The organism is Arthrobacter sp. P1_B4, assembly GCF_056406555.1.
In genome coordinates, this window is the sequence record NZ_JBFTZW010000004.1 from 1 (window position 1) to 18,849 (window position 18,849).

The 18,849-nt window shown below is 67.4% G+C and carries 16 protein-coding genes and 1 tRNA gene; 12 read left to right on the forward strand and 5 right to left on the reverse strand.

What is annotated here, in order from left to right; all coding sequences use genetic code 11:
* From AC1D1W_RS03175 to AC1D1W_RS03220, 10 genes are all read left to right on the forward strand, one after another.
* On the forward strand, positions 1 to 527 hold a 527-nt coding region (locus AC1D1W_RS03175), incomplete at its 5' end, for a MazG nucleotide pyrophosphohydrolase domain-containing protein (RefSeq protein WP_476942920.1).
* Between the two features lie 188 nt (positions 528 to 715).
* Positions 716 to 1,996 (forward strand): phosphopyruvate hydratase, encoded by a 1,281-nt coding sequence (gene eno / locus AC1D1W_RS03180; RefSeq protein WP_018774732.1) that lies wholly within the window; start codon positions 716 to 718, stop codon positions 1,994 to 1,996.
* Between the two features lie 86 nt (positions 1,997 to 2,082).
* Positions 2,083 to 2,874, forward strand: coding sequence for an FtsB family cell division protein (locus tag AC1D1W_RS03185; RefSeq protein ID WP_476942921.1), 792 nt, complete (start codon positions 2,083 to 2,085; stop codon positions 2,872 to 2,874).
* 66 nt (positions 2,875 to 2,940) lie between these two features.
* On the forward strand, positions 2,941 to 3,744 hold the full coding sequence (locus AC1D1W_RS03190) for a DUF501 domain-containing protein (RefSeq protein ID WP_439954116.1): 804 nt from the start codon (positions 2,941 to 2,943) through the stop codon (positions 3,742 to 3,744).
* A complete protein-coding gene (locus AC1D1W_RS03195; RefSeq protein ID WP_243180067.1) occupies positions 3,741 to 4,700 on the forward strand; it encodes a Ppx/GppA phosphatase family protein in 960 nt (319 codons plus the stop codon). Before AC1D1W_RS03190 ends, AC1D1W_RS03195 begins: the two co-directional genes overlap by 4 nt.
* Positions 4,701 to 4,766: 66 nt before the next feature.
* Entirely contained in the window at positions 4,767 to 6,179 is a 1,413-nt protein-coding gene (locus AC1D1W_RS03200) for a S8 family serine peptidase (RefSeq protein WP_476942922.1), read from the forward strand.
* 38 nt (positions 6,180 to 6,217) lie between these two features.
* A complete protein-coding gene (locus AC1D1W_RS03205) occupies positions 6,218 to 7,705 on the forward strand; it encodes an NAD(P)/FAD-dependent oxidoreductase (RefSeq protein WP_476942923.1) in 1,488 nt (495 codons plus the stop codon).
* Between the two features lie 125 nt (positions 7,706 to 7,830).
* Positions 7,831 to 8,775 (forward strand): N-acetyltransferase, encoded by a 945-nt coding sequence (locus AC1D1W_RS03210; protein ID WP_476942924.1) that lies wholly within the window; start codon positions 7,831 to 7,833, stop codon positions 8,773 to 8,775.
* A gap of 32 nt (positions 8,776 to 8,807) precedes the next feature.
* A tRNA-Leu gene (locus tag AC1D1W_RS03215) sits at positions 8,808 to 8,881 on the forward strand.
* Between the two features lie 318 nt (positions 8,882 to 9,199).
* Positions 9,200 to 10,549 carry an ABC transporter substrate-binding protein gene (locus AC1D1W_RS03220; RefSeq protein ID WP_243180063.1) on the forward strand — a complete coding sequence of 450 codons (1,350 nt, stop codon included), beginning with the start codon at positions 9,200 to 9,202 and terminating at the stop codon, positions 10,547 to 10,549.
* 302 nt (positions 10,550 to 10,851) lie between these two features.
* Here the strand turns inward: AC1D1W_RS03220 and AC1D1W_RS03225 are convergent, their stop codons facing one another.
* From AC1D1W_RS03225 to AC1D1W_RS03240, 4 genes are read right to left on the reverse strand one after another with little or no spacing between them, the layout of a single operon-like run.
* The gene (locus tag AC1D1W_RS03225) at positions 10,852 to 11,625 is read right to left on the reverse strand and encodes an ABC transporter ATP-binding protein (protein WP_476849103.1); all 774 of its coding nucleotides are present in this window, start codon (positions 11,623 to 11,625) and stop codon (positions 10,852 to 10,854) included.
* Positions 11,622 to 12,716: an ABC transporter ATP-binding protein gene (locus AC1D1W_RS03230; protein WP_476942925.1), complete on the reverse strand. Its 1,095-nt coding sequence runs from the start codon at positions 12,714 to 12,716 to the stop codon at positions 11,622 to 11,624. Before AC1D1W_RS03230 ends, AC1D1W_RS03225 begins: the two co-directional genes overlap by 4 nt.
* Positions 12,713 to 13,681: a branched-chain amino acid ABC transporter permease gene (locus tag AC1D1W_RS03235; protein WP_476942926.1), complete on the reverse strand. Its 969-nt coding sequence runs from the start codon at positions 13,679 to 13,681 to the stop codon at positions 12,713 to 12,715. Before AC1D1W_RS03235 ends, AC1D1W_RS03230 begins: the two co-directional genes overlap by 4 nt.
* Positions 13,682 to 13,690: 9 nt before the next feature.
* Positions 13,691 to 14,974, reverse strand: coding sequence for a branched-chain amino acid ABC transporter permease (locus AC1D1W_RS03240; RefSeq protein WP_028277361.1), 1,284 nt, complete (start codon positions 14,972 to 14,974; stop codon positions 13,691 to 13,693).
* Positions 14,975 to 15,482: 508 nt separating this feature from the next.
* On the opposite strand from AC1D1W_RS03240, the gene AC1D1W_RS03245 reads away from it, so the two are divergent.
* Positions 15,483 to 16,433, forward strand: coding sequence for a hypothetical protein (locus AC1D1W_RS03245; RefSeq protein ID WP_243180059.1), 951 nt, complete (start codon positions 15,483 to 15,485; stop codon positions 16,431 to 16,433).
* A 150-nt stretch (positions 16,434 to 16,583) separates the two neighbouring features.
* Positions 16,584 to 17,501, forward strand: a complete 918-nt coding sequence (locus AC1D1W_RS03250) for a Bax inhibitor-1/YccA family protein (protein ID WP_243180050.1) — start codon at positions 16,584 to 16,586, stop codon at positions 17,499 to 17,501.
* Between the two features lie 89 nt (positions 17,502 to 17,590).
* On the opposite strand, the gene AC1D1W_RS03255 is transcribed toward AC1D1W_RS03250, so the two are convergent.
* Complete coding sequence (locus AC1D1W_RS03255) at positions 17,591 to 18,829, reverse strand: acetyl-CoA C-acetyltransferase (RefSeq protein ID WP_476942927.1); 1,239 nt, start codon at positions 18,827 to 18,829, stop codon at positions 17,591 to 17,593.
* Positions 18,830 to 18,849: the final 20 nt, after the last annotated feature.

Genomic DNA, 18,849 nt, shown 5'->3' on the forward strand with positions numbered 1-18,849 from the left:
GCGCCGGCGACGCGGAACTGCAGTCTGAACTGGGGGACGTCCTGTTGCAGGTGGTGCTCCACGCCCGGCTCGCCGAGGAACGCGGCGCCTTTGACCTGGACGATGTCGCCCGGGTTCTGAAGGCCAAGATGATCCGGCGCAACCCGCACGTTTTCCGGCCCGACGGCTCGCTGCAGGATTCCTTCCCGGCAACGGTGGAGGAGATCGTCCTGAAATGGGACGCCGTCAAGAAGGCCGAGATGCCCGAACGCGGCCACGTCTTCGACGGGGTTCCCGCCGCGCTGCCGGCCCTCGCGCGGGCCCAAAAGCTCCTGGACCGCGCCGAACGCGCGGGCATGGCAGCGGCCGCCGGCCAAACCGCCGCCGGAACCGCCGTCGACCTCCCGGCCGCCGAGGAGGAACTCGGCGACCTGCTGTTCGGGATCGTGGCCGCTGCCCGGGCCGGCGGGCTCGACGCCGAACGCGCCCTCCGCGGCGCCCTGCGCCGGTTCCAGGACAGCACCGGCCCCAGGCCCTCGGCACAATAGTGCTGGCAGACTAGAGTCGGCACGGTAGCGGCACGATCATGACGTCCGGGGATTGGATAGGTTTCCGTAACTTATCCCGCTCTCGACTACGCTAGTAGCGACGACGACGTCGGCTTTCCGCTTGATGTTCAGCCAGAGTCCAAGCAGTCAGATTCCCTGCAGATCGCTTCACCCAAAGGAGCATATCCATGGCGCTTATCGATGCCATCCACGCCCGCGAAATCCTCGATTCCCGTGGCAACCCGACCGTAGAAGTTGAAGTCCTGCTCTCGGACGGCCAGATCGGCCGCGCAGCAGTTCCCTCCGGCGCTTCCACCGGCGAGCACGAGGCCGTTGAACTTCGCGACGGCGACAAGGGCCGCTACCTCGGCAAGGGCGTCCAGAAGGCCGTCGACGCGGTCATCGACCAGATCGCCCCGGCCCTGACCGGCTTCGACGCGACCGACCAGCGCAGCATCGACCAGGCCATGATCGACCTGGACGGCACCCCCAACAAGGGCAAGCTCGGCGCCAACGCCATCCTGGGCGTGTCCCTGGCCGTGGCCAACGCCGCCGCCGCCTCCGCTGACCTGCCGCTGTACAAGTACTTGGGCGGGCCCAACGCGCACGTCCTGCCCGTGCCGCTGATGAACATCCTCAACGGCGGCTCGCACGCCGACTCCGACGTGGACATCCAGGAATTCATGATCGTCCCGATCGGCGCCGAGACCTTCTCCGAAGGCCTGCGCTGGGGCGTCGAGGTCTACCACAACCTCAAGTCCGTCCTGCAGGCCAAGGGCCTGTCCACCGGCCTGGGTGACGAGGGCGGCTTCGCGCCGAACCTGCCGTCCAACCGTGCCGCCCTGGACCTGATCCAGGAAGCCATCAAGAACGCCGGCTACACCCCGGGCAAGGACATCGCCCTGGCCCTCGACGTCGCCTCCTCCGAGTTCTTCAAGGACGGCGCCTACCAGTTCGAAGGCAAGGCACTTTCCGCCACCGAGATGAGCGCCTACTACGCCGAGCTCGTGGCCGACTACCCGCTCGTGTCCATCGAGGACCCGCTGGATGAGAACGACTGGGAAGGCTGGAAGACCCTCACCGACACCATCGGCGACAAGGTCCAGCTCGTGGGCGATGACCTCTTCGTCACGAACCCGGCCATCCTGCAGCGCGGCATCGACACCAAGACCGCGAACTCGCTGCTCGTCAAGGTCAACCAGATCGGTTCCCTGACCGAGACCCTGGACGCCGTGTCCCTGGCCCAGCGTGCCGGCTACACCACCATCACCTCACACCGCTCCGGCGAAACCGAGGACACCACCATTGCTGACATCTCCGTTGCCACCAACGCGGGACAGATCAAGACCGGTGCCCCGGCACGCTCCGAGCGCGTGGCCAAGTACAACCAGCTGCTGCGCATCGAAGAGGAACTCGACGACGCCGCACGGTACGCCGGCCGCAGCGCGTTCCCGCGTTTCAAAGGCTAGTTAGCCGCGAAAACCGGTAACCGGTGGCTATGGTTGAAAGACCATGGCCACCGGTTCTTTTTTTGGTCCGCTTTTGAAGGAGTGACATGGCAACCCGACGCCCCAATGTTCCCCGGGCTACGCCTGCCGCCAAGGCTGCTGCTGCCAAGCCTGCGGCCACGGGCCTGGGGACAGCAGCCGACGGCGGCGAGGTCATCCAGGCGGACTTTGGCGGCGCCCGCAGCGGCACCGCGGCGCCGGCCGGCGCTGCGCCTGCCCCGCCACGGGTATCAGCCTCCACAGGCAAGCCGGCCCCGGGCAGCTCCGGCGCCGCATCTGCGGCCAAACCCCGTCCCGTAACAGCCCCGGCAGGAGCTCCGGCAAAGCCCGAGAGCCGCCCGGCGGCCGGGAAGGACGGCGCCAAGTCCGGCAGCAGGACCGACGCCAGGACCGGCGGCAAGAACCAGGGCCGGACCGCCGCAGGGGGGCCGGACGAATCCCTGGACCCCGTGCCCGCCAAAGCGTTCTCGGGCCGGCTGCTGGCCCTGGGTGTCGTCATGATTGCCATCACCATCCTGCTGGCCCCTACGGTCAAGATCTTCCTGGACAAACGCGCCGAAATCGCGGCGCTGCAGGCCGACATTGCGGCCAAACAGACGAAGCAGGAGGACCTCAAACGCCAGGTGTCGCGGTGGCAGGATCCCAACTATGTGAAACAGCAGGCCCGCGACCGCATTAACATGGTTATGCCCGGAGAGACGGGCTACTGGGTATTCGGCAGCGATCTTCCTGCCGCGCAATCCGGTGGCGCGGCGGGTGCAGCATCAGCACAAGACCCGGCCAACCTGCCCTGGGTGGACGCCCTCTGGGAGTCCATCAGGCGATCGGCAACAGACTAGAAGCGGCGCCCGCCGCCGGGATTGTCCCGCGGACAATCCGGAACAGGGCAGGAAGGTGCCACTCCCGTGGACGAGAACCGAGTGGACCAGAACCGAGCAGCCGAGGACAACGACGGGGCCAAGACCCCGGCACCACGGCACAGGGCAGACGCCCCGGAGGGCTCCCGCCAGCCGTCACCGCACGATCTCGAGGTCCTCAGCCGCCAGTTGGGCCGGCCCGTGCGCGACGTCGTCGAAATCCCGGCCCGCTGCGTCTGCGGAAACCCGCTCGTCGCCGCCACTTCGCCGCGGCTCAGCAACGGTACGCCGTTCCCCACCACGTTTTACCTCACCCACCCGGTGATCACGTCGGCGGTATCGCGGCTGGAGGCCGCCGGGCTGATGAACGAAATGAACGACCGGCTCGCTGCCGACGCCGGCCTCGCGGCCCGGTACCGGTCCGCCCACGAGGCATATCTGGCCTCCCGTGCCGAGATCGGCGCGCGCTCCGGCATCGGGGCCGTTCCCGAAATCGACGGCGTCTCCGCCGGGGGAATGCCGACCCGCGTCAAATGCCTGCACGTCCTCGTGGGGCATTCGCTGGCGGCCGGCCCGGGCGTGAACCCGCTGGGGGATGAATCGATCGCGGCCATCGCCGAGTGGTGGACCGTGGAGCGCTGTTACTGCGACGGCGCCTGGGACACCGGCGGGGAGGCCCCGTCGCGGGACCTCAGCCGCCATGGCCCCCAAGGCCTGCCGGAGATCGTGGGCCGGCCCGCACCGGTCCGCAAGTCCCGCGTCGACGCCGCCGGCGCCGGCGTCGCTGACACCGCCGCTACCGCCGGCGCTGCTGAGACGGCCGGTACCACCGGCACGGGGGAGTCCAAGTGACCCGGGTCGCGGCCGTAGACTGCGGCACCAACTCCATCCGCCTGCTGATCGCCGATGTGAGCGCAGGCGACGCAACAGGGCCGGCCACACCGCGGCTGACCGACATCGTGCGGGAAATGCGCGTGGTCCGGCTGGGCCAGGGCGTGGACTCCACGGGCGAACTGGCCCAGGAAGCGCTCGAGCGCACCTTCGCCGCGACCCGGGACTACGCTGCCCTCATCCGCGAGCACGGCGCCGAAAAGGTGCGCTTCGTGGCCACCTCCGCCACCCGCGATGCCCGTAACCGCCAGGTTTTCGTCGACGGCATCCGCGACATCCTCGGCGTCGAACCCGAGGTGATCACCGGCGACGAGGAAGCCGCGCTGTCCTTCGCCGGCGCCAGCAGTGTGCTGCCCTCCCGCGGGCAGGACCCCGTGCTGGTGGTGGACCTCGGCGGCGGCAGCACGGAGTTCGTGCTGGGCAACGCCGGCGGCGTCATCGCGGCCCGCTCGGTCGACGTCGGCTGCGTCCGGATGACCGAACGGCACCTGCGCAGCGACCCGCCCACCGCGGATCAGATCGCGGCCGCGGAGGCCGACGTCGACGCCGCCATCAGCGAGGCGGCACAAACCGTTCCGCTGGAACGCACCACCGCCGTCGTCGGCGTGGCCGGCTCCGTCACCACCATCACCGCGCACGCGCTGCGCCTGCCGGAGTACTCGCCGGCCGCGATCCACGGCACCGAACTGGACCTGGACGCGATCCGGAAAGCCTGCACCGAGCTGCTCGAAATGACCCGGGAAGAGCGGGCCGCGCTGCCCTACATGCACCCCGGGCGGGTGGACGTGATCGGCGCCGGTGGCCTGGTCTGGCGGCGGGTCCTGCAGCGCCTGGCCGAGGTCACCGGCGGGCGCATCACCACGGCCGTGAGCAGCGAACACGATATTCTTGACGGAATTGCCCTCAGCATCCGATGATCCCGCCCCAGCAGCCGTGCCCCAGCGCGCGCCCGTGCCGCTGGTGCATCCGCCGATAGGACCTGAATGACCAGAGCAACAGCCCGGCGCCGCCGGACCGCCTCCGCGTTGATGGCCTTGGCCCTCGCCGGCGGGGCGTCCACGGCGGCGCTGACCCTGGCCGCGCCCGCCCACGCCGACTCCTGGCGGGACAAGGAATACTGGCTCGCCGAGTCCGGCATCACCAAAGCCTGGGACGTTTCCAAGGGGGCCGGGGTCAAGGTCGCCGTGATTGACAGCGGAGTGGACGGCCGGCATCCGGATTTGGGCGGCGTGCTCGCTGGCGGCGCGGACATTTCCGGCGCCGGCAAGGCCAACGGCCAGGAAAGTATCGGCGCCAAACCCGAACACGGCACCCTCGTGGCCACCATGCTCGCCGGACGGGGGCACCAGGCGCCCGAAGCAACTGCCAAACCGAGCGCCAGCGCAACTAGCCCTGCCGCTGGCCCGGCCGCTGGACCTGACGGGGTTGTCGGCGTCGCCCCGGAAGCGCAGCTGCTGTCCGTCTCCACTTGGCTCGGTTCGGCCAACCCGGGCGGCAAGAGCGACCAGGACCAGATCCCGGAGGCAGTGCGCTGGGCCGTGGACAACGGCGCCCGCGTCATCAACATCTCCCTCGGCAGCACGTCGCCGGAATGGCCGCAGAGCTGGGACGCGGCATTCCTCTACGCCGAACAGAAGGACGTCGTGATTGTCGCCGCCGCGGGCAACCGGGTGGGCGGCAACGTCCAGGTCGGCGCACCGGCCACCATCCCCGGCGTCCTGACGGTTGCAGGCCTGGACCGCACCGGCGCGGCCAGCATCGACTCCTCCTCCCAGGGCATCAGCATCGGCGTCGCAGCTCCCGCCGAGGACCTGGTTGGCGGCCTGCCCGGCGGCGGCTACGCCGACTGGGCCGGCACCTCCGGAGCCACGCCCATCGTGTCCGGCGTCGCGGCCCTGATTCGCTCCAAATGGCCCGAAATGTCCGCCAGCCAGGTCATCAACCGGATCGTCACCACGGCCAAGGACGCCGGGGCGCCAGGGAAGGATCCGCTCTATGGCTTCGGCGTGCTGAACGCCGAGGCCGCCCTCAAGGCCGATGTCCCGGAAACCAAAGTCAATCCGCTGGGGTCCATTTCGGACTGGATCCGGGTCCACCGGCGCGGAAACCTCGCCACGACTGACCCTGCCGCGGAGCCCGCACCCTCCAGCGCTGCCCCCACCCTGCCCGAAGCGACCGTGCCCGTCGCGGAGAAGCCGTCCCAGCTGGACAGTGCCGTGCCGGCCGCGGTGGTCCTGGGCTTCGGAGCCCTGCTCGTCGGAATCGTTGTGGCCGCCGCGTTCCAGCTGCGGGCCGCCATGCGCACGCCGCCGAAGGACGGCCCGGACGGGCCGGACGGGACCGGCAGGGCCGAACCCGAGGCCGTCAATCCGGTGGACTCCAGCAAGCCGTCATAGTTAGTGAAGGTTTTCACAAACTACTGTATTCTTGAGATATGGCATCCTCCCTTCAGCTCCAGGACCGTCCCCGGGTACTCGTCGTCGGCGGCGGGTACGTCGGCCTGTATGTAGCCCTCAAACTTCAGAAAAAGATCGCGAATGCCGGTGGCATCGTCACCCTCGTGGATCCGTTGCCCTACATGACCTACCAGCCCTTCCTGCCGGAAGTTGCCGGCGGCAACATCGAGGCGCGCCACGCAGTCGTCTCGCACCGCCAGCACCTGAAGCAGACGGAACTCATCCAGGGCCGCGTCACCTCGATCGACCACGCCAACCGCACGGCAGTGGTCGCACCCTCCGACGGTGGCGGCACCTTCGAGATTCCCTACTTCGACGTCGTGCTTGCCGCCGGCGCCATCACCCGCACGTTCCCGATCAAGGGCCTCGCGGACAAGGGCATCGGCCTGAAGACCATCGAAGAGGCCGTCGCCCTGCGCAACAAGGTTCTCGAGCGGATCGAGACCGGTTCCCTCATGACGGACCCCGTTGAGCGCGCCCGCGCCCTGACGTTCGTCGTCGTCGGCGGTGGCTTCGCCGGCATCGAGTGCATCACCGAAATGGAAGACCTGGCCCGCGCCGCGGTCAAGAACAACCCGCGCATCAAGCAGGAGGAAGTCCGCTTCGTCCTGGTCGAGGCGATGGGCCGCATCATGCCCGAGGTCACGGCATCGCAGGCCGAATGGGTCGTCGAGCACCTCCGCAGCCGCGGCATCGAGGTCCTGCTGAACACCTCCCTCGACAACGCCGAGGGTTCCCTGAAGCTCATCAACCTCCCGGACAAGAGCCCGGCCCAGGAATTCGAGACCGACACCCTGGTCTGGACTGCCGGTGTGCAGGCCAACCCGATGGTCCGCTCCACCGACTTCCCGCTCGAGCCGCGCGGCCGCGTCCGCGTCCTGGCCGATCTGCGCATCGCAGGCGACGAGGGTATCATCGAGAACGCCTGGGCCGCCGGCGACGTCGCTGCCGTCCCCGACCTCACGGGCAGCGGCCTGCCGGACGGCACGTGCGTGCCGAACGCGCAGCACGCGCTGCGCCAGGCCAAGCGCCTCGCCAAGAACCTGTGGGCCTCCCGCTGGGACAAGCCGCTCAAGGATTACAAGCACAAGAACCTGGGCGCCGTCGCCGGCTTCGGCGAATGGAAGGGCGTGGCGAACATCAACCTGCTTGGCCGCATCGGCCTCAAGGGCCCGCTGGCCTGGCTGGCACACCGTGGCTACCACGGCATGGCCATCCCCACCGTGGAGCGCAAGATCCGCGTGATCTCCGGCTGGATCTGGGCCTTCTTCCTGGGCCGCGACACCACGCAGCTGATGGATCTGGACAACCCGCGCGGCGCCTTCGTGGCCGCAGCGACGCCGGCCCCGAAGCCTGCCGCTGCTCCCGTTGCCGGCACGCCTGCGGATGCTGCCAAGAACGACGCCGGGAAGAACGGCACTGCTAAGAACGACACCAAGGAAGCTGTTCCGGCCGACTCCAAGTAGCCTGATCTGAGCCTTCGACGGCGGCCGTTCCCCTCAGGGGGAGCGGCCGCCGTTTTCGCGGCGGGCAGCCGCCCCAGGACGCCGGGAGCGGACCGGAGCGCGGGGCCCGCACCTAGACTGGCTCCATGACAGCTGAAAAGGACCTGCACGCCCTCCTGGCCACCATTCACCCCGAACTGCGCGAGGGCGAATACGTCTACGCCCTGTGGCCGCACGGCAAGCCCCTGGCCGGGGCCATTGCGGCCGCCGTCCGTGAGGCGGAAGGGCTGACCGTCGTGCTGCCGCGGAACGAAGCAGACAGCCTGGGGCTCTCCTACGACTTCGTCGCGGCCTGGATCACGCTCCAGGTGCACTCTTCGCTGGAGGCGATCGGCCTCACGGCAGCCGTCAGCGCGGCCCTGACCGAGGCGAAGATCAGCTGCAACGTCCTGGCCGGCTTCCACCATGACCATCTGCTGGTGCCGGTGGCGGACACCGAACGGGCGCTGGAGGTACTGCACGAGCTCGTCGCGGCCAACGGCGAGCACAAGCCGGCACCGGTGCTCCTGCTGCGCAGCGAGGAACCGGCGGACCGTCCCGCCATCCTCGCCCTCACCGCCGCCGCGTTTGCCATCTCGCCCGCCACCGGAGAGCACATCGACGGCGAACCCGAGGAAGTGAAGCTGCTGGCGCGGTTGTTCGAGTGCCAGGAATACCTGCCGGCGTTCAGCATCGTGGCCGAACTCGACGGCGAAATCGTGGGGCATGTGATCAGCACTCGCGGATGGGTGGACGGGCTGGAGCTGCTCGGCCTCGGGCCGATCGGGGTGGTGCCGCGGCTGCAGCGCCACGGCATCGGCACCGCGCTCATGAACGAGACCGTGGCGCGGGCCAACACCGCGGGGGAGCGGGGGATAGCCCTGCTGGGCAGCCCCGAGTACTACTCCCGCTTCGGCTTTGTTCCGTCCACCTCGCTCGGGGTGGCGCCGCCGGAGGCAGGCTGGGCCGCGCACTTCCAGTTGCTGCCGCTCGCCGTCTGGCCCGGCGGCGTGAGCGGCACCTTCCGCTACGCGGAGCCTTTCGCGGACTGATCCCCCCGGCGGCGGGATACCATTGACCGGGCGCCCCAGTAGCCCAATTGGCAGAGGCAGCGGACTTAAAATCCGCGTGTTGTGGGTTCGAGTCCCACCTGGGGCACTGAGCTGCGCGCCGCGCTGCGGCGCCCGGCAGCCGGGCGGCCCTGCCCCCCCGGCGTTCCCTGGCCCCTCGCACGGTCTTGTCCCCCGCACGTGCTGGCCTTCAGGATCGCCGTTCCGGGCAGCCGTTCCGGGCCGTCGCCCGCGACAAAACAGCCGCCGCAAACCGTCCAGATTTCCTCTATGCAACGAGTGTTATAAGGATGTGACCGTAGTCACTTATTTTCACGTCGAAATTGCACTAGCTTGAAGTGGAATCAGGAACACCTGATCTTTCGCGTCAAAGGCCGTTCGCACCTTTAGATCGAGGAGCTTGTACATGACTTCACTCCCCCGGGTTGCGCCCCGCGTCGCTAAGCTCACCGTGCTTAGCCTCGGCGTCGCCCTTTTGGCTACGGCTTGTGGCGGTTCACCCGCCCCGAGTTCGTCGGGATCCAGCTCAGCCGCGGCCGCGGGAATCGCGTGCCCGGCTCCCAGCGCCACCGGTGGCGGTACCAGCGCCGCCGGCGAAGCGGGCACTGTGCCCGCCTCGGCCACCACCACCCCCACGCCCCTGAAGATCGGCTCGCTCCTGCCGACGACGGGTTCGCTGGCCTTCCTCGGCCCGCCCGAAATTGCAGGTGTCAACCTCGGCATCAAGGAGGTCAACGATGCCGGCGGCGTCCTGGGCAAGCCGGTAGAGGTCATCCACCGTGACTCCGGCGACACCAAGACCGACATCGCCACCCAGTCCACCACGGCACTGCTCGGACAGGGCGTCAGTGCAATCGTCGGCGCCGCCTCCTCGGGTGTCTCCAAGACCGTGATCAACCAGATCACCGGTGCCGGCGTCGTCCAGTTCTCCCCGGCCAACACCTCCCCGGACTTCACGGCGTGGGATGACAAGGGCCTCTACTGGCGCACCGCGCCCTCGGACGTGCTCCAGGGCAAGGTCCTCGGCAACTACATGGCCACCTGTGGCGCCCAGACGGTCGGCATGATCGTCCTGAACGACGCCTACGGAACCGGCCTTGCGAAGAACGTCCAAGCGGCTTTCGAGGCGGCCGGCGGCAAGGTTGTTGCCCAGGAGCTGTTCAATGAAGGCGATTCCCAGTTCAGCAGCCAGGTGGACAAGGTTCTCGCCGCCAAGCCGGATGCCATTGCCCTGATCACCTTCGACCAGGCCAAGAGCATCGTTCCGCTGATGACGGGCAAGGGCGTCAAGCCGACCCAGATCTTCATGGTGGACGGCAACATGTCCGATTACAGCAAGGACTTCCAGGCAGGAACCCTGAAGGGCGCCCAGGGCACCATCCCGGGAACCTTCGCCAAGGAGGACTTCAAGAAGAAGCTCCTGGGGATTGACCCGGCGCTGAAGGACTACAGCTACTCCGGCGAGTCCTACGACGCAGTGAACCTGATCGCACTGGCGGCCGAGGCAGCCAAGAGCACCAAGGGCACCGACATCGCAGCCCAGCTCAAGGCAGTCTCTGAGGGCGGCGAGAAGTGCAACACCTTCCCGAGCTGCGTCACCCTGCTCCGCAACGGTAAGGACATCGACTACGACGGCCAGTCCGGCCCCGTAACGTTCTCCGACGCCGGCGACCCGACGGAAGCCTACATCGGCATCTACGAGTACCAGGATGACAACACCTACAAGCCGGTCAAGGAAGAATTCGGCAAGCTGTAAGCCGCTTCCCCCCGACTAACAAAAGACCCCCGTCCAGTCCGGACGGGGGTCTTTTGTGTGCGGGGGAGTGCGCCAGGCGTCAAGCACGGCAGCCAGTAGGCCGGCATCGGACAGCTGACGCCGGAATGCCAGCTACGCCCTCAAGGTCCCCGTCCATAAACCTGCAACGCGTGACGCCGTCGCAGGCTGCGGAGGCGCCCGGAGGCGTGGCCAGAGGCCTGGGGCGCAGCCTGGCGCCGCCGGGCACGCACAAGGGCCGCCACCGGCTGGTGACGGCCCCTGCGGGGATACTGCCCGGAGCGCTATTCGACAGTGTCTGCGAGCGTCCCCAGGTAGAGCTGGATGACCTTGGGATCCTTCATGAGTTCCCGGCCAGTACCGGTGTACGCGTCCTTGCCTTGGTCCAGCACGTAGGCGCGGTCGCAGATCTGCAGGCAGCGGCGCGCGTTTTGTTCCACCATGATGACCGAGACGCCGGCCCGGTTGATCTCGTGGACCCGGAGGAAGGTCTCATCCTGCTTGACGGGGGAGAGGCCCGCGGAGGGCTCATCGAGCAGCAGTACGGCGGGGTCCATCATGAGGGCCCGTCCCATGGCGACCATCTGGCGTTCGCCGCCGGAGAGCGAGCCGGCCCGCTGGGCGCGCCGTTTGGCGAGCTCCGGGAACAGTTCGGAGACAAAGTCGAACCGTTGGGCGAAGTCCTTGGGCCGCTGGAACATGCCCATCTGCATGTTTTCCTCGATGGTCAGGGCGGCGAACACGTTGTTGTTCTGCGGAACGAAGCCGACGCCCTTGCTGACCAGCTTGTTGGCCTTGAGCCCGGTGATGTCCTGCCCGCGGACCACCACCGAGCCGGAGTGGACCTTGACCAGGCCAAACATGGCCTTCAGCAGCGTGGACTTGCCGGCGCCGTTGGGGCCGATGATGCCGATCAGCTCACCCTTGCGGGCCTCGATGCTGCAGCCGTTGAGGATATTGACGCCGGGGATGTAACCAGCCACCAGATCGGTGACCTTCACGACCGAGTCGCCATCGAAGGCGGGCTGGGCGGCCGGTGCCGCGCTGGTGGCGCTCATTCTTTGTCCTTCTCTGTGCGGTTTGGCTCTTCGGCGGTGTTCGGCTCGCCGGCGCTGCGGCGGCCGCGCGTTGTCCCGTTCGTCGCCTCCTCCGCCTCGGTGGTGAGGACGTCGGCGGAGATGATGCCGGCGTTTTCAGTGCCGACAATCGATTCCTCGTCGGCGACCAGCTCCGCGGCCAGTTCCTTGATGCCCTCGGCGTCGCCGAGATCCACGTCGTGGTGGGCGCCGAGATAGGCGTCGATCACGGCGGGGTTCTTCATGACTTCGGCGGGAGGCCCTTCGGCCACGATCTTGCCCTCTGCCATCACCACCACCCAGTCGGCGATGTGGCGGACCATGTTCATGTCGTGCTCGACGAACAAGACGGTCATGCCCTCGGCCTTGAGGTTCTTGATGTGGTCCAGCAGCGACTGCGTCAGCGCCGGGTTGACGCCGGCCATCGGTTCGTCGAGCATGACCAGCTTGGGCCGCACCATGAGGGAGCGGGCCATTTCCAGCAGCTTCCGCTGGCCGCCGGACAGCGACGCCGCGTAGTCGTCCCTCTTGGCGTCCAGTTTGAACTTCTCCAGCAGCACGTTGGCTTCCTGGGTGATCTTCTTTTCCTGGCCGCCCCAGATGCCCTTGAACAAAGCCTTGGACAGCCGTTCGCCGGACTGGCTGGAGGCGCCGAGGCGCATGTTCTCCATGACGGTGAGCTTGCCCATGACCTTGGTGAGCTGGAACGTGCGCACCATCCCCATCCGGGCCACCTTGTACGAGGAGACGCCGGCGATGTTGTTGCCCTCGAACTGCCAGGTACCCGAGTTCGGGGTATCGAATCCCGTCAGCAGGTTGAACAAGGTGGTCTTGCCGGCGCCGTTGGGGCCGATCAGTGCGGTGATCTTGTGCCGCGGGATCTCGAGGTACTGGACGTCGACGGCGTTGATGCCGCCGAAGGTGCGGGTGACGTTTTCTGCCACCACGATCGGATCACGCTTCTTGCAACCGGGCGCGATCTCGCCGGCGGCGATCGGACGGGTGTCCGTCATGTAGTCGATCTCTTCCGACGTGCGGGGTTCGTCCCGTGACTCTTCGCTTGGAATGCTCATGCGAATGCCAGCTCCTTCTTATTGCCGAGAACGCCCTGGGGCCTGAAGATCATTAGCAGCATGAGCGCCACGCCGACCAGGATGTAACGCAGCTGCCCGGCCTGGACCGTGTTCAGCCACGTGATGGTGCCGGACTCGATCAGGCCGTAGAGGATGCCCTGGGTGAGCGAGAGCACCACCCAGAAGATCATCGCGCCGACCACCGGGCCGAGCACAGTGCCGAGCCCGCCGAGCAGCAGGCAGGTGTAGAGGAAGAACGTCAATTCCGTGCCGTAGTTGGCAGGCTGCACCGCGCCGCGGGGAATCGTGAAGATCATGCCTGCCAGGGCTCCGAGCGCGCCGCCGATGATCAGGGRCTGCATCTTGTAGGCGTACACGTTCTTGCCGAGCGAGCGGACGGCGTTCTCGTCCTCGCGGATGCCCTTGAGTACCCGGCCCCAGGGGCTGCGCATCAGCAGCCAGACCAGGGTGCAGAAGACGGCCACGACGGCCCAGGCGACCACCCGGATGAAGAAGTCGCGGTTGTTCATGCCAATGTAGGTCCCGGGAGGGAACGGGTTCATGGCGTAGAAATCGCCCTCGAAGGCGGCCAGGCCGTTGGCCGAGCCGGTGATGGCGGTCAGCTGGTTGGTCGTGACGATGTAGCGCACGATTTCGGCCGCCGCGATGGTCACGATGGCCAGGTAGTCCGCCCGCAGCCGCAGCGTCGGGATGCCCAGCAGCAGGGCGAAGATGGCGGACGCGACGACGGCGATGAGCAGTCCGACGAAGAACGGCACATGGAACGTCAGGGTGGAGATGGCAAAGCCGTAGGCTCCCACCGCCATGAAGCCTGCCTGGCCGAAGTTGAGCAGGCCGGTGTAGCCGAAGTGAACCGCGAGGCCGAGGGTGGCCAGGGCGTAGGCAGCTGTCGTCGGGCTGAAAAGTTCACCGGCGGCGCTGGAAAATATGAATCCGAAGTCCATGGCTGTCTCCTAACCCACGCGCTCTTTGCGGCCCAGAATGCCCTGAGGGCGGAACAAGAGGACAACAATCATGATGAACAACGCTCCCACGTATTTGAGGTCGGCGGCGAGGCCGAACACGGTGGTCAGCTCAACGAAGATGCCGACGATGATGGAACCGACCAGGGCGCCCCAGACTGTGCCGAGGCCGCCGAGGGTGACGCTGGCGAAGATGAGCAGCAGGATCTGCGAGCCCATGTCGAAGGTGACGCCGGGACGGTAGTAGGCCCAGAGGATGCCGCCGAGGGCGGCGAGCATGCCGCCGACCACCCAGACGATCCGGATGACGGAGTCGACGTCGATGCCGGAGGCCGCGGCCAGCGCCGGGTTGTCGGCCACCGCGCGGGTGGCCTTGCCGAGACGGGTCTTCAGCAGGACGACGCCGAGGGCGGCGATCACGACGGCGCTGACGAGGAGGGACAAGAGGTTGTTGGGGGAGATGGAGATCGGGCCGATCAGGATTTCCACGCTCTGGGCGAACGGCAGTTGCTGGGTGGCGCCGCCGAAGTAGAACTGGATGATGTAGCGCACGGACAGGGCCAGGCCGATGCTGACGATCATCATCGGAACAAGCCCCGTTCCGCGGCGCCGCAGGGGTTTCCACAGGCCCGCGTCCTGGACGTAGCCGAACAATCCGCCGCCGATGACGGCCAGGATGACGGCCAGCCAGAACGGCAGGTGCATCTGGTTGAAGGCGAACACCAGTACCGCGCCGAGGGTGACCATTTCTCCGTGCGCGAAGTTGGTCAGGCCGGTAGTGCCGAAGATCAGGGACAGGCCCACGGACGCGAGGGCGAGCAACAGGCCGAAGCTTAGTCCTGCCACCAGCCGGTTGAGCAGGTTTTGCATGAAGTTCTGCTGCTCCACGACAATGCCCTTGCCAAACGTGAAGATCACCGAGAGGTTTGAGGTCTGGCTGAAGGTGACGTTGCGGGGGTTCTCCTGGCCCTCGGCCAGTTTGATGCCCTGCGGAAGCGTGGACTCATCGAGTTTGACCTCGTAGGTTCCCTGGGTGGGGACGCCGATGGTCCAGGCGCCGTTGGCTCCCGATTTCGTGGTTCCCGTGAAATCGCCGCTCGTGGCGGTGATGGTCACCCCGGGGATCGGTGCGCGGTCGTCGCCGCGCAGGAAGCCGCTGATGCTGTTCGTGAACTGGGTGGCCGACGGGGATGGTGTCGGCGAGGGGGTCGTGGCGCTGGACGCCGGGGCCACGATGAGCAGTAGCGCAGCCGTGGCGGCGAATACTGACCCCACAGCCCTCAATAGTCTGCCGCGCCGTCTCTGCGACAGGCCGCTCGTTGTGCTTCTCAAATTGAAAACCTCCACATGGGGGTGCTGTGGGTTGCGCCTTTGCAACCGTTGCGAACGGTCAGGGGACGAGCGTCTGGCAATACGATCATGTGTTGTGATGTCCGTCACCCTGTGTGGCCTATGCTACAGCCCGGGCGACCCAAAGAATGCCGCTGCGAGCAGGGAGAACGTCGCGATCGGGTAACAACCGTGTAGCGTCGTCGACACCTTGCTGTAGCCCAGCTAAAGAAAACTTTTGTTGATTCCGAGTATGCCTAAACAGTGGCCTGCCCGGTCCGCAATTCGCCGGGCCACCCAGGGCTGGCGCGGGCGGCTGGGCACGTACGCTCCGGCCCGCGGAACCGCCACCCCCAAGCTTTTTCCAAGCCCGCCGGCGTTATGGTGCGGAGAGCGCCAGAACCCGATTCCGTTCGTTCCGGAATCCGGCCGGCGCCGAAGGCAGGGGCCGATCGTGGAGGGCCGACTGATGAACCGGGTGGTCAAGCTGTGCCTCGCGGGTTCGCTTGTACTGGCGATCCTGGGCCTCCCGGCGCTCAGCCTGGGCCCCGAAACCGCCGGGGCGCAGGCCTGCGTTGCCTCCACCGAGGCACTCAGGGACCCCTATCCGGGGATCCAGGCGGCGGCGTCCAGCTTCGAGGCAGGCACCCTGGACGGGTTCGGCATTTCCGCGGCCGGGACGGGGAACGCCTCTGTGTCCACCGGGCTCTCGCACTCCGGGAACTGTGCCGCCCTCCTGCACACCACCGCGGTGCCGGGCTCCATCGCCAGGCTGACGGTGGGCCTGACCCCCGGGACCACGGAGGCATATGCGGATGGCTGGTTCAACATCGCCGCCGAAGGAATGGCGGGAAACAATGTTCCCTACTTCCGGTTCTTTGCCGGCGGAGTCCGCGTCCTGGATGTTTTCCGGCAGAACATCTCCCATGAGCTCGTGCTCCGTACCTCGTCACCCGCAGGGTTCGCCTACACCACCTTGCGGCGGGACGTCCCGACTGACTCCTGGCACCGGCTCGTCATGCACGTGGTCCCCAACGGCCCCGGGACCAACGTCCAAATCTGGTGGGACGGGCGTTCGGTCTACGCCGGCACTGTCAGTATTTCCGCGACGACGCTCGACACGCTCCAGCTTGGCTCCGAACACGATCAGCAAATGGCCGACATCTACATCGACGACGTCATTATCAACAGCGGCACGGGAACGCCGGCGCCGGTTCCCGGCCCGCTCCCCGAGCCGAAGGGTGACCCGTCGCAGCGGTTCGACGATTTCCACGGTGACGGACAGTCCGGCCTGCTGGCGGCCGGCACAGTCACGAGCCGCACGCTCACGAGCCGCACACTCGCGAGCCGCACCGGGAGGCTGGCCTCCGCGGGCATGCTAGGCCTGAAAAACCCGCTGACCTAGATCACGGTTCGGTTGCGGCGGTCCCCGTGGGGAACTATCCCTCCCGGTCAGCCGTGGGAATTGGTAGCGTGACTATATAAAATCCCCATTTCGTCTAGTCCGCATCGCACCGGAACATCACCCACCCCCTTATTTTGGAGGACACCCGCAATGGCACATGGCGGAAACCCGATCTTCAGCGGAAAGAATTTCCGCGAAGCCACCCAGGCACCGCCTGCCCCGCAGGCCCCGTACGGTCAGGCCCCGTACGGTCAGAACCCGTATGGCCAGACCGCTTACGGTCAGGCCCCGGTCCAGGGCGGGTGGAATGCGGCCCAGCAGGGCATGACCCAGGAACAGCTCCAGGACCTGTACAACCGCCCGGCGGCCGGGCCGGCTGACATTGGACGGATGACGTACGACGACGTCATCGTCAAGACCGCGGGGTGCCTCGGCATCCTGGTAGTCGGCGCGGCAGTGGCGCTCGCCGTCCCGCAGGGCACCGGATCCATGCTGATGATCCTCGGAGCCCTCGGCGGCTTCGCCCTGGCAATGGTCAACACCTTCAAGAAGCAGCCGTCGCCCGGACTTATCCTGGCCTACGCCCTGCTCGAAGGGTTCTTCCTCGGCGGCCTGACCCGCATCCTTGACAACCTGTTCCCGGGAGTCGGCATCCAGGCCGTCGTCGGGACGCTGTCCGTCTTCGCCGTGACGCTCGTGCTGTTCAAGAGCGGCAAGGTCCGGGCGACGCCCAAGCTCATGCGGTTCTTCATGATCGCCCTGATCGGCTATGCGGTGTTTGCCCTCGTCAACGTCGTCATGATGATGACCGGGGCCGTGACCACGCCGTTTGGCCTGAGCACCAGCGTGGAGATCATGGGCATCCCGCTCGGCGTCTTCATCGGCTTCCTGGCGATCGGCCTGGCCGCCTTCTCCCTGATCATGGACTTCACGTCGATCGAGGCGGCCATCAACGCCGGCGCCCCGCAGCGCTTCTCCTGGACCGCAGCCTTCGGCCTCACGGTCACGCTGGTCTGGCTCTACGTCGAAATCATCCGACTCCTGGCCATCCTGCGCGGCGACGACTGACCGGCGTCGTTCCTGAACGACCCTGATTTCCCGAGAGGAGCCCCGCCCAATGGCGGGGCTCCTCTCGTATGCGGCTCAGCAGGAAGCCGTCAGCTGAGCCGCTCGAACACAACCGCCATGCCCTGGCCGCCGCCGACGCACAGCGTGGCCAGTCCCAAAGAGGCGTCGCGGGCGCGGAGCCCATTGATCAGCGTGGTGGTCATGCGTGCGCCGGTCATCCCGAAGGGATGGCCAAGGGCAATGGCGCCGCCATGGACATTGAGTATCTCCGGATCGATGCCGAGCTCCCGGGCGCTGGCCACCACCTGGACCGCGAAGGCCTCGTTGAGCTCCACGAGGTCGATGTCCCCGATGGTCAGCCCGGCGATCGTGAGCGCCCGGCGGGTCGCTGCCACCGGCCCCATGCCCATCAACTCCGGGGACAGGGCGCTGACACCGGTGGAGACGATCCGCGCAAGCGGCTCGAGGCCCAGTTCGCGGGCGCGAGAATCACTCATAACCACGACGGCGGCGGCCCCGTCGTTGAGGGGGCACGCGTTCCCGGCCGTTACGGTGCCGCCGCTGCGGAAAACCGGCTGCAGGGCACCGACCGCCTCTGCTGTCACCCCGGGCCGCGGTGAATCGTCGCGGTCCACCACCGAGCCGTCGGCGCGGGTATAGGGGGTGATTTCGCGGGCGTAGAACCCGGAAGCGATGGCCGCCTCGGCCCGGTTCTGGCTGAGCACCGCCCAGGCGTCCTGCTCCTGACGGGTGATGCCGTAGCTTGTGGCGACGTTCTCCGCCGTCTGGCCCATGGCGATGTACACGTCCGGCATCCGGCCGCCCAGCCGCGGGTCGGTCCACGGCGTGTTGGCGGCCGCGCGGGCCTCGGTGCGTTTCCGGGCCGCCTCAAAGCGCGGATTGTGCGTGCTGGCGTCGGTCTCGCCGGCACCGGCCCAGTCCCGGTAGCGCGACACGGCCTCAACCCCGGCGGCCACGAACGCCTGGCCTTCGCCGGCCTTGATGGCGTGGAAGGCCATCCGGAGCGTCTGCAGGCTGGAGGCACAAAAACGGTTGATGGTGGCGGCCGGAACGTTGTCCAGCCCGGCCAGGATGCTGACCACACGGGCCATGTTGGAGCCGGCCTCGCCGCTTGGCTCGGCGCACCCCAGATAGATGTCGTCCAGGCCGTGGCCGGCCCCGGCGGCGGCGTCGAACTCCGGAATCCCGGCGAGGGCCGCCGTGATCATGGCCGCGGCGAGATCGTCCGGCCGTTCGTCTTTCAGGGACCCTTTGAACGCACGGCCGATCGGGCTCCGGGCAGTAGAAACGATGACAGCTTCTGGCATGCGCCCAGACTACGCCCCGC

Bases quoted from the DNA above. Each gene is read 5' to 3' on its own strand.
- AC1D1W_RS03185 (WP_476942921.1), top strand. From the start codon at position 2,083: ATGGCAACCCGACGCCCCAATGTTCCCCGGGCTACGCCTGCCGCCAAG.
- AC1D1W_RS03220 (WP_243180063.1), top strand. From the start codon at position 9,200: ATGACTTCACTCCCCCGGGTTGCGCCCCGCGTCGCTAAGCTCACCGTG.
- AC1D1W_RS03225 (WP_476849103.1), bottom strand. From the start codon at position 11,625: ATGAGCGCCACCAGCGCGGCACCGGCCGCCCAGCCCGCCTTCGATGGC.
- eno (WP_018774732.1), top strand. From the start codon at position 716: ATGGCGCTTATCGATGCCATCCACGCCCGCGAAATCCTCGATTCCCGT.
- AC1D1W_RS03250 (WP_243180050.1), top strand. From the start codon at position 16,584: ATGGCACATGGCGGAAACCCGATCTTCAGCGGAAAGAATTTCCGCGAA.
- AC1D1W_RS03255 (WP_476942927.1), bottom strand. From the start codon at position 18,829: ATGCCAGAAGCTGTCATCGTTTCTACTGCCCGGAGCCCGATCGGCCGT.
- AC1D1W_RS03210 (WP_476942924.1), top strand. From the start codon at position 7,831: ATGACAGCTGAAAAGGACCTGCACGCCCTCCTGGCCACCATTCACCCC.
- AC1D1W_RS03200 (WP_476942922.1), top strand. From the start codon at position 4,767: ATGACCAGAGCAACAGCCCGGCGCCGCCGGACCGCCTCCGCGTTGATG.
- AC1D1W_RS03230 (WP_476942925.1), bottom strand. From the start codon at position 12,716: ATGAGCATTCCAAGCGAAGAGTCACGGGACGAACCCCGCACGTCGGAA.
- AC1D1W_RS03205 (WP_476942923.1), top strand. From the start codon at position 6,218: ATGGCATCCTCCCTTCAGCTCCAGGACCGTCCCCGGGTACTCGTCGTC.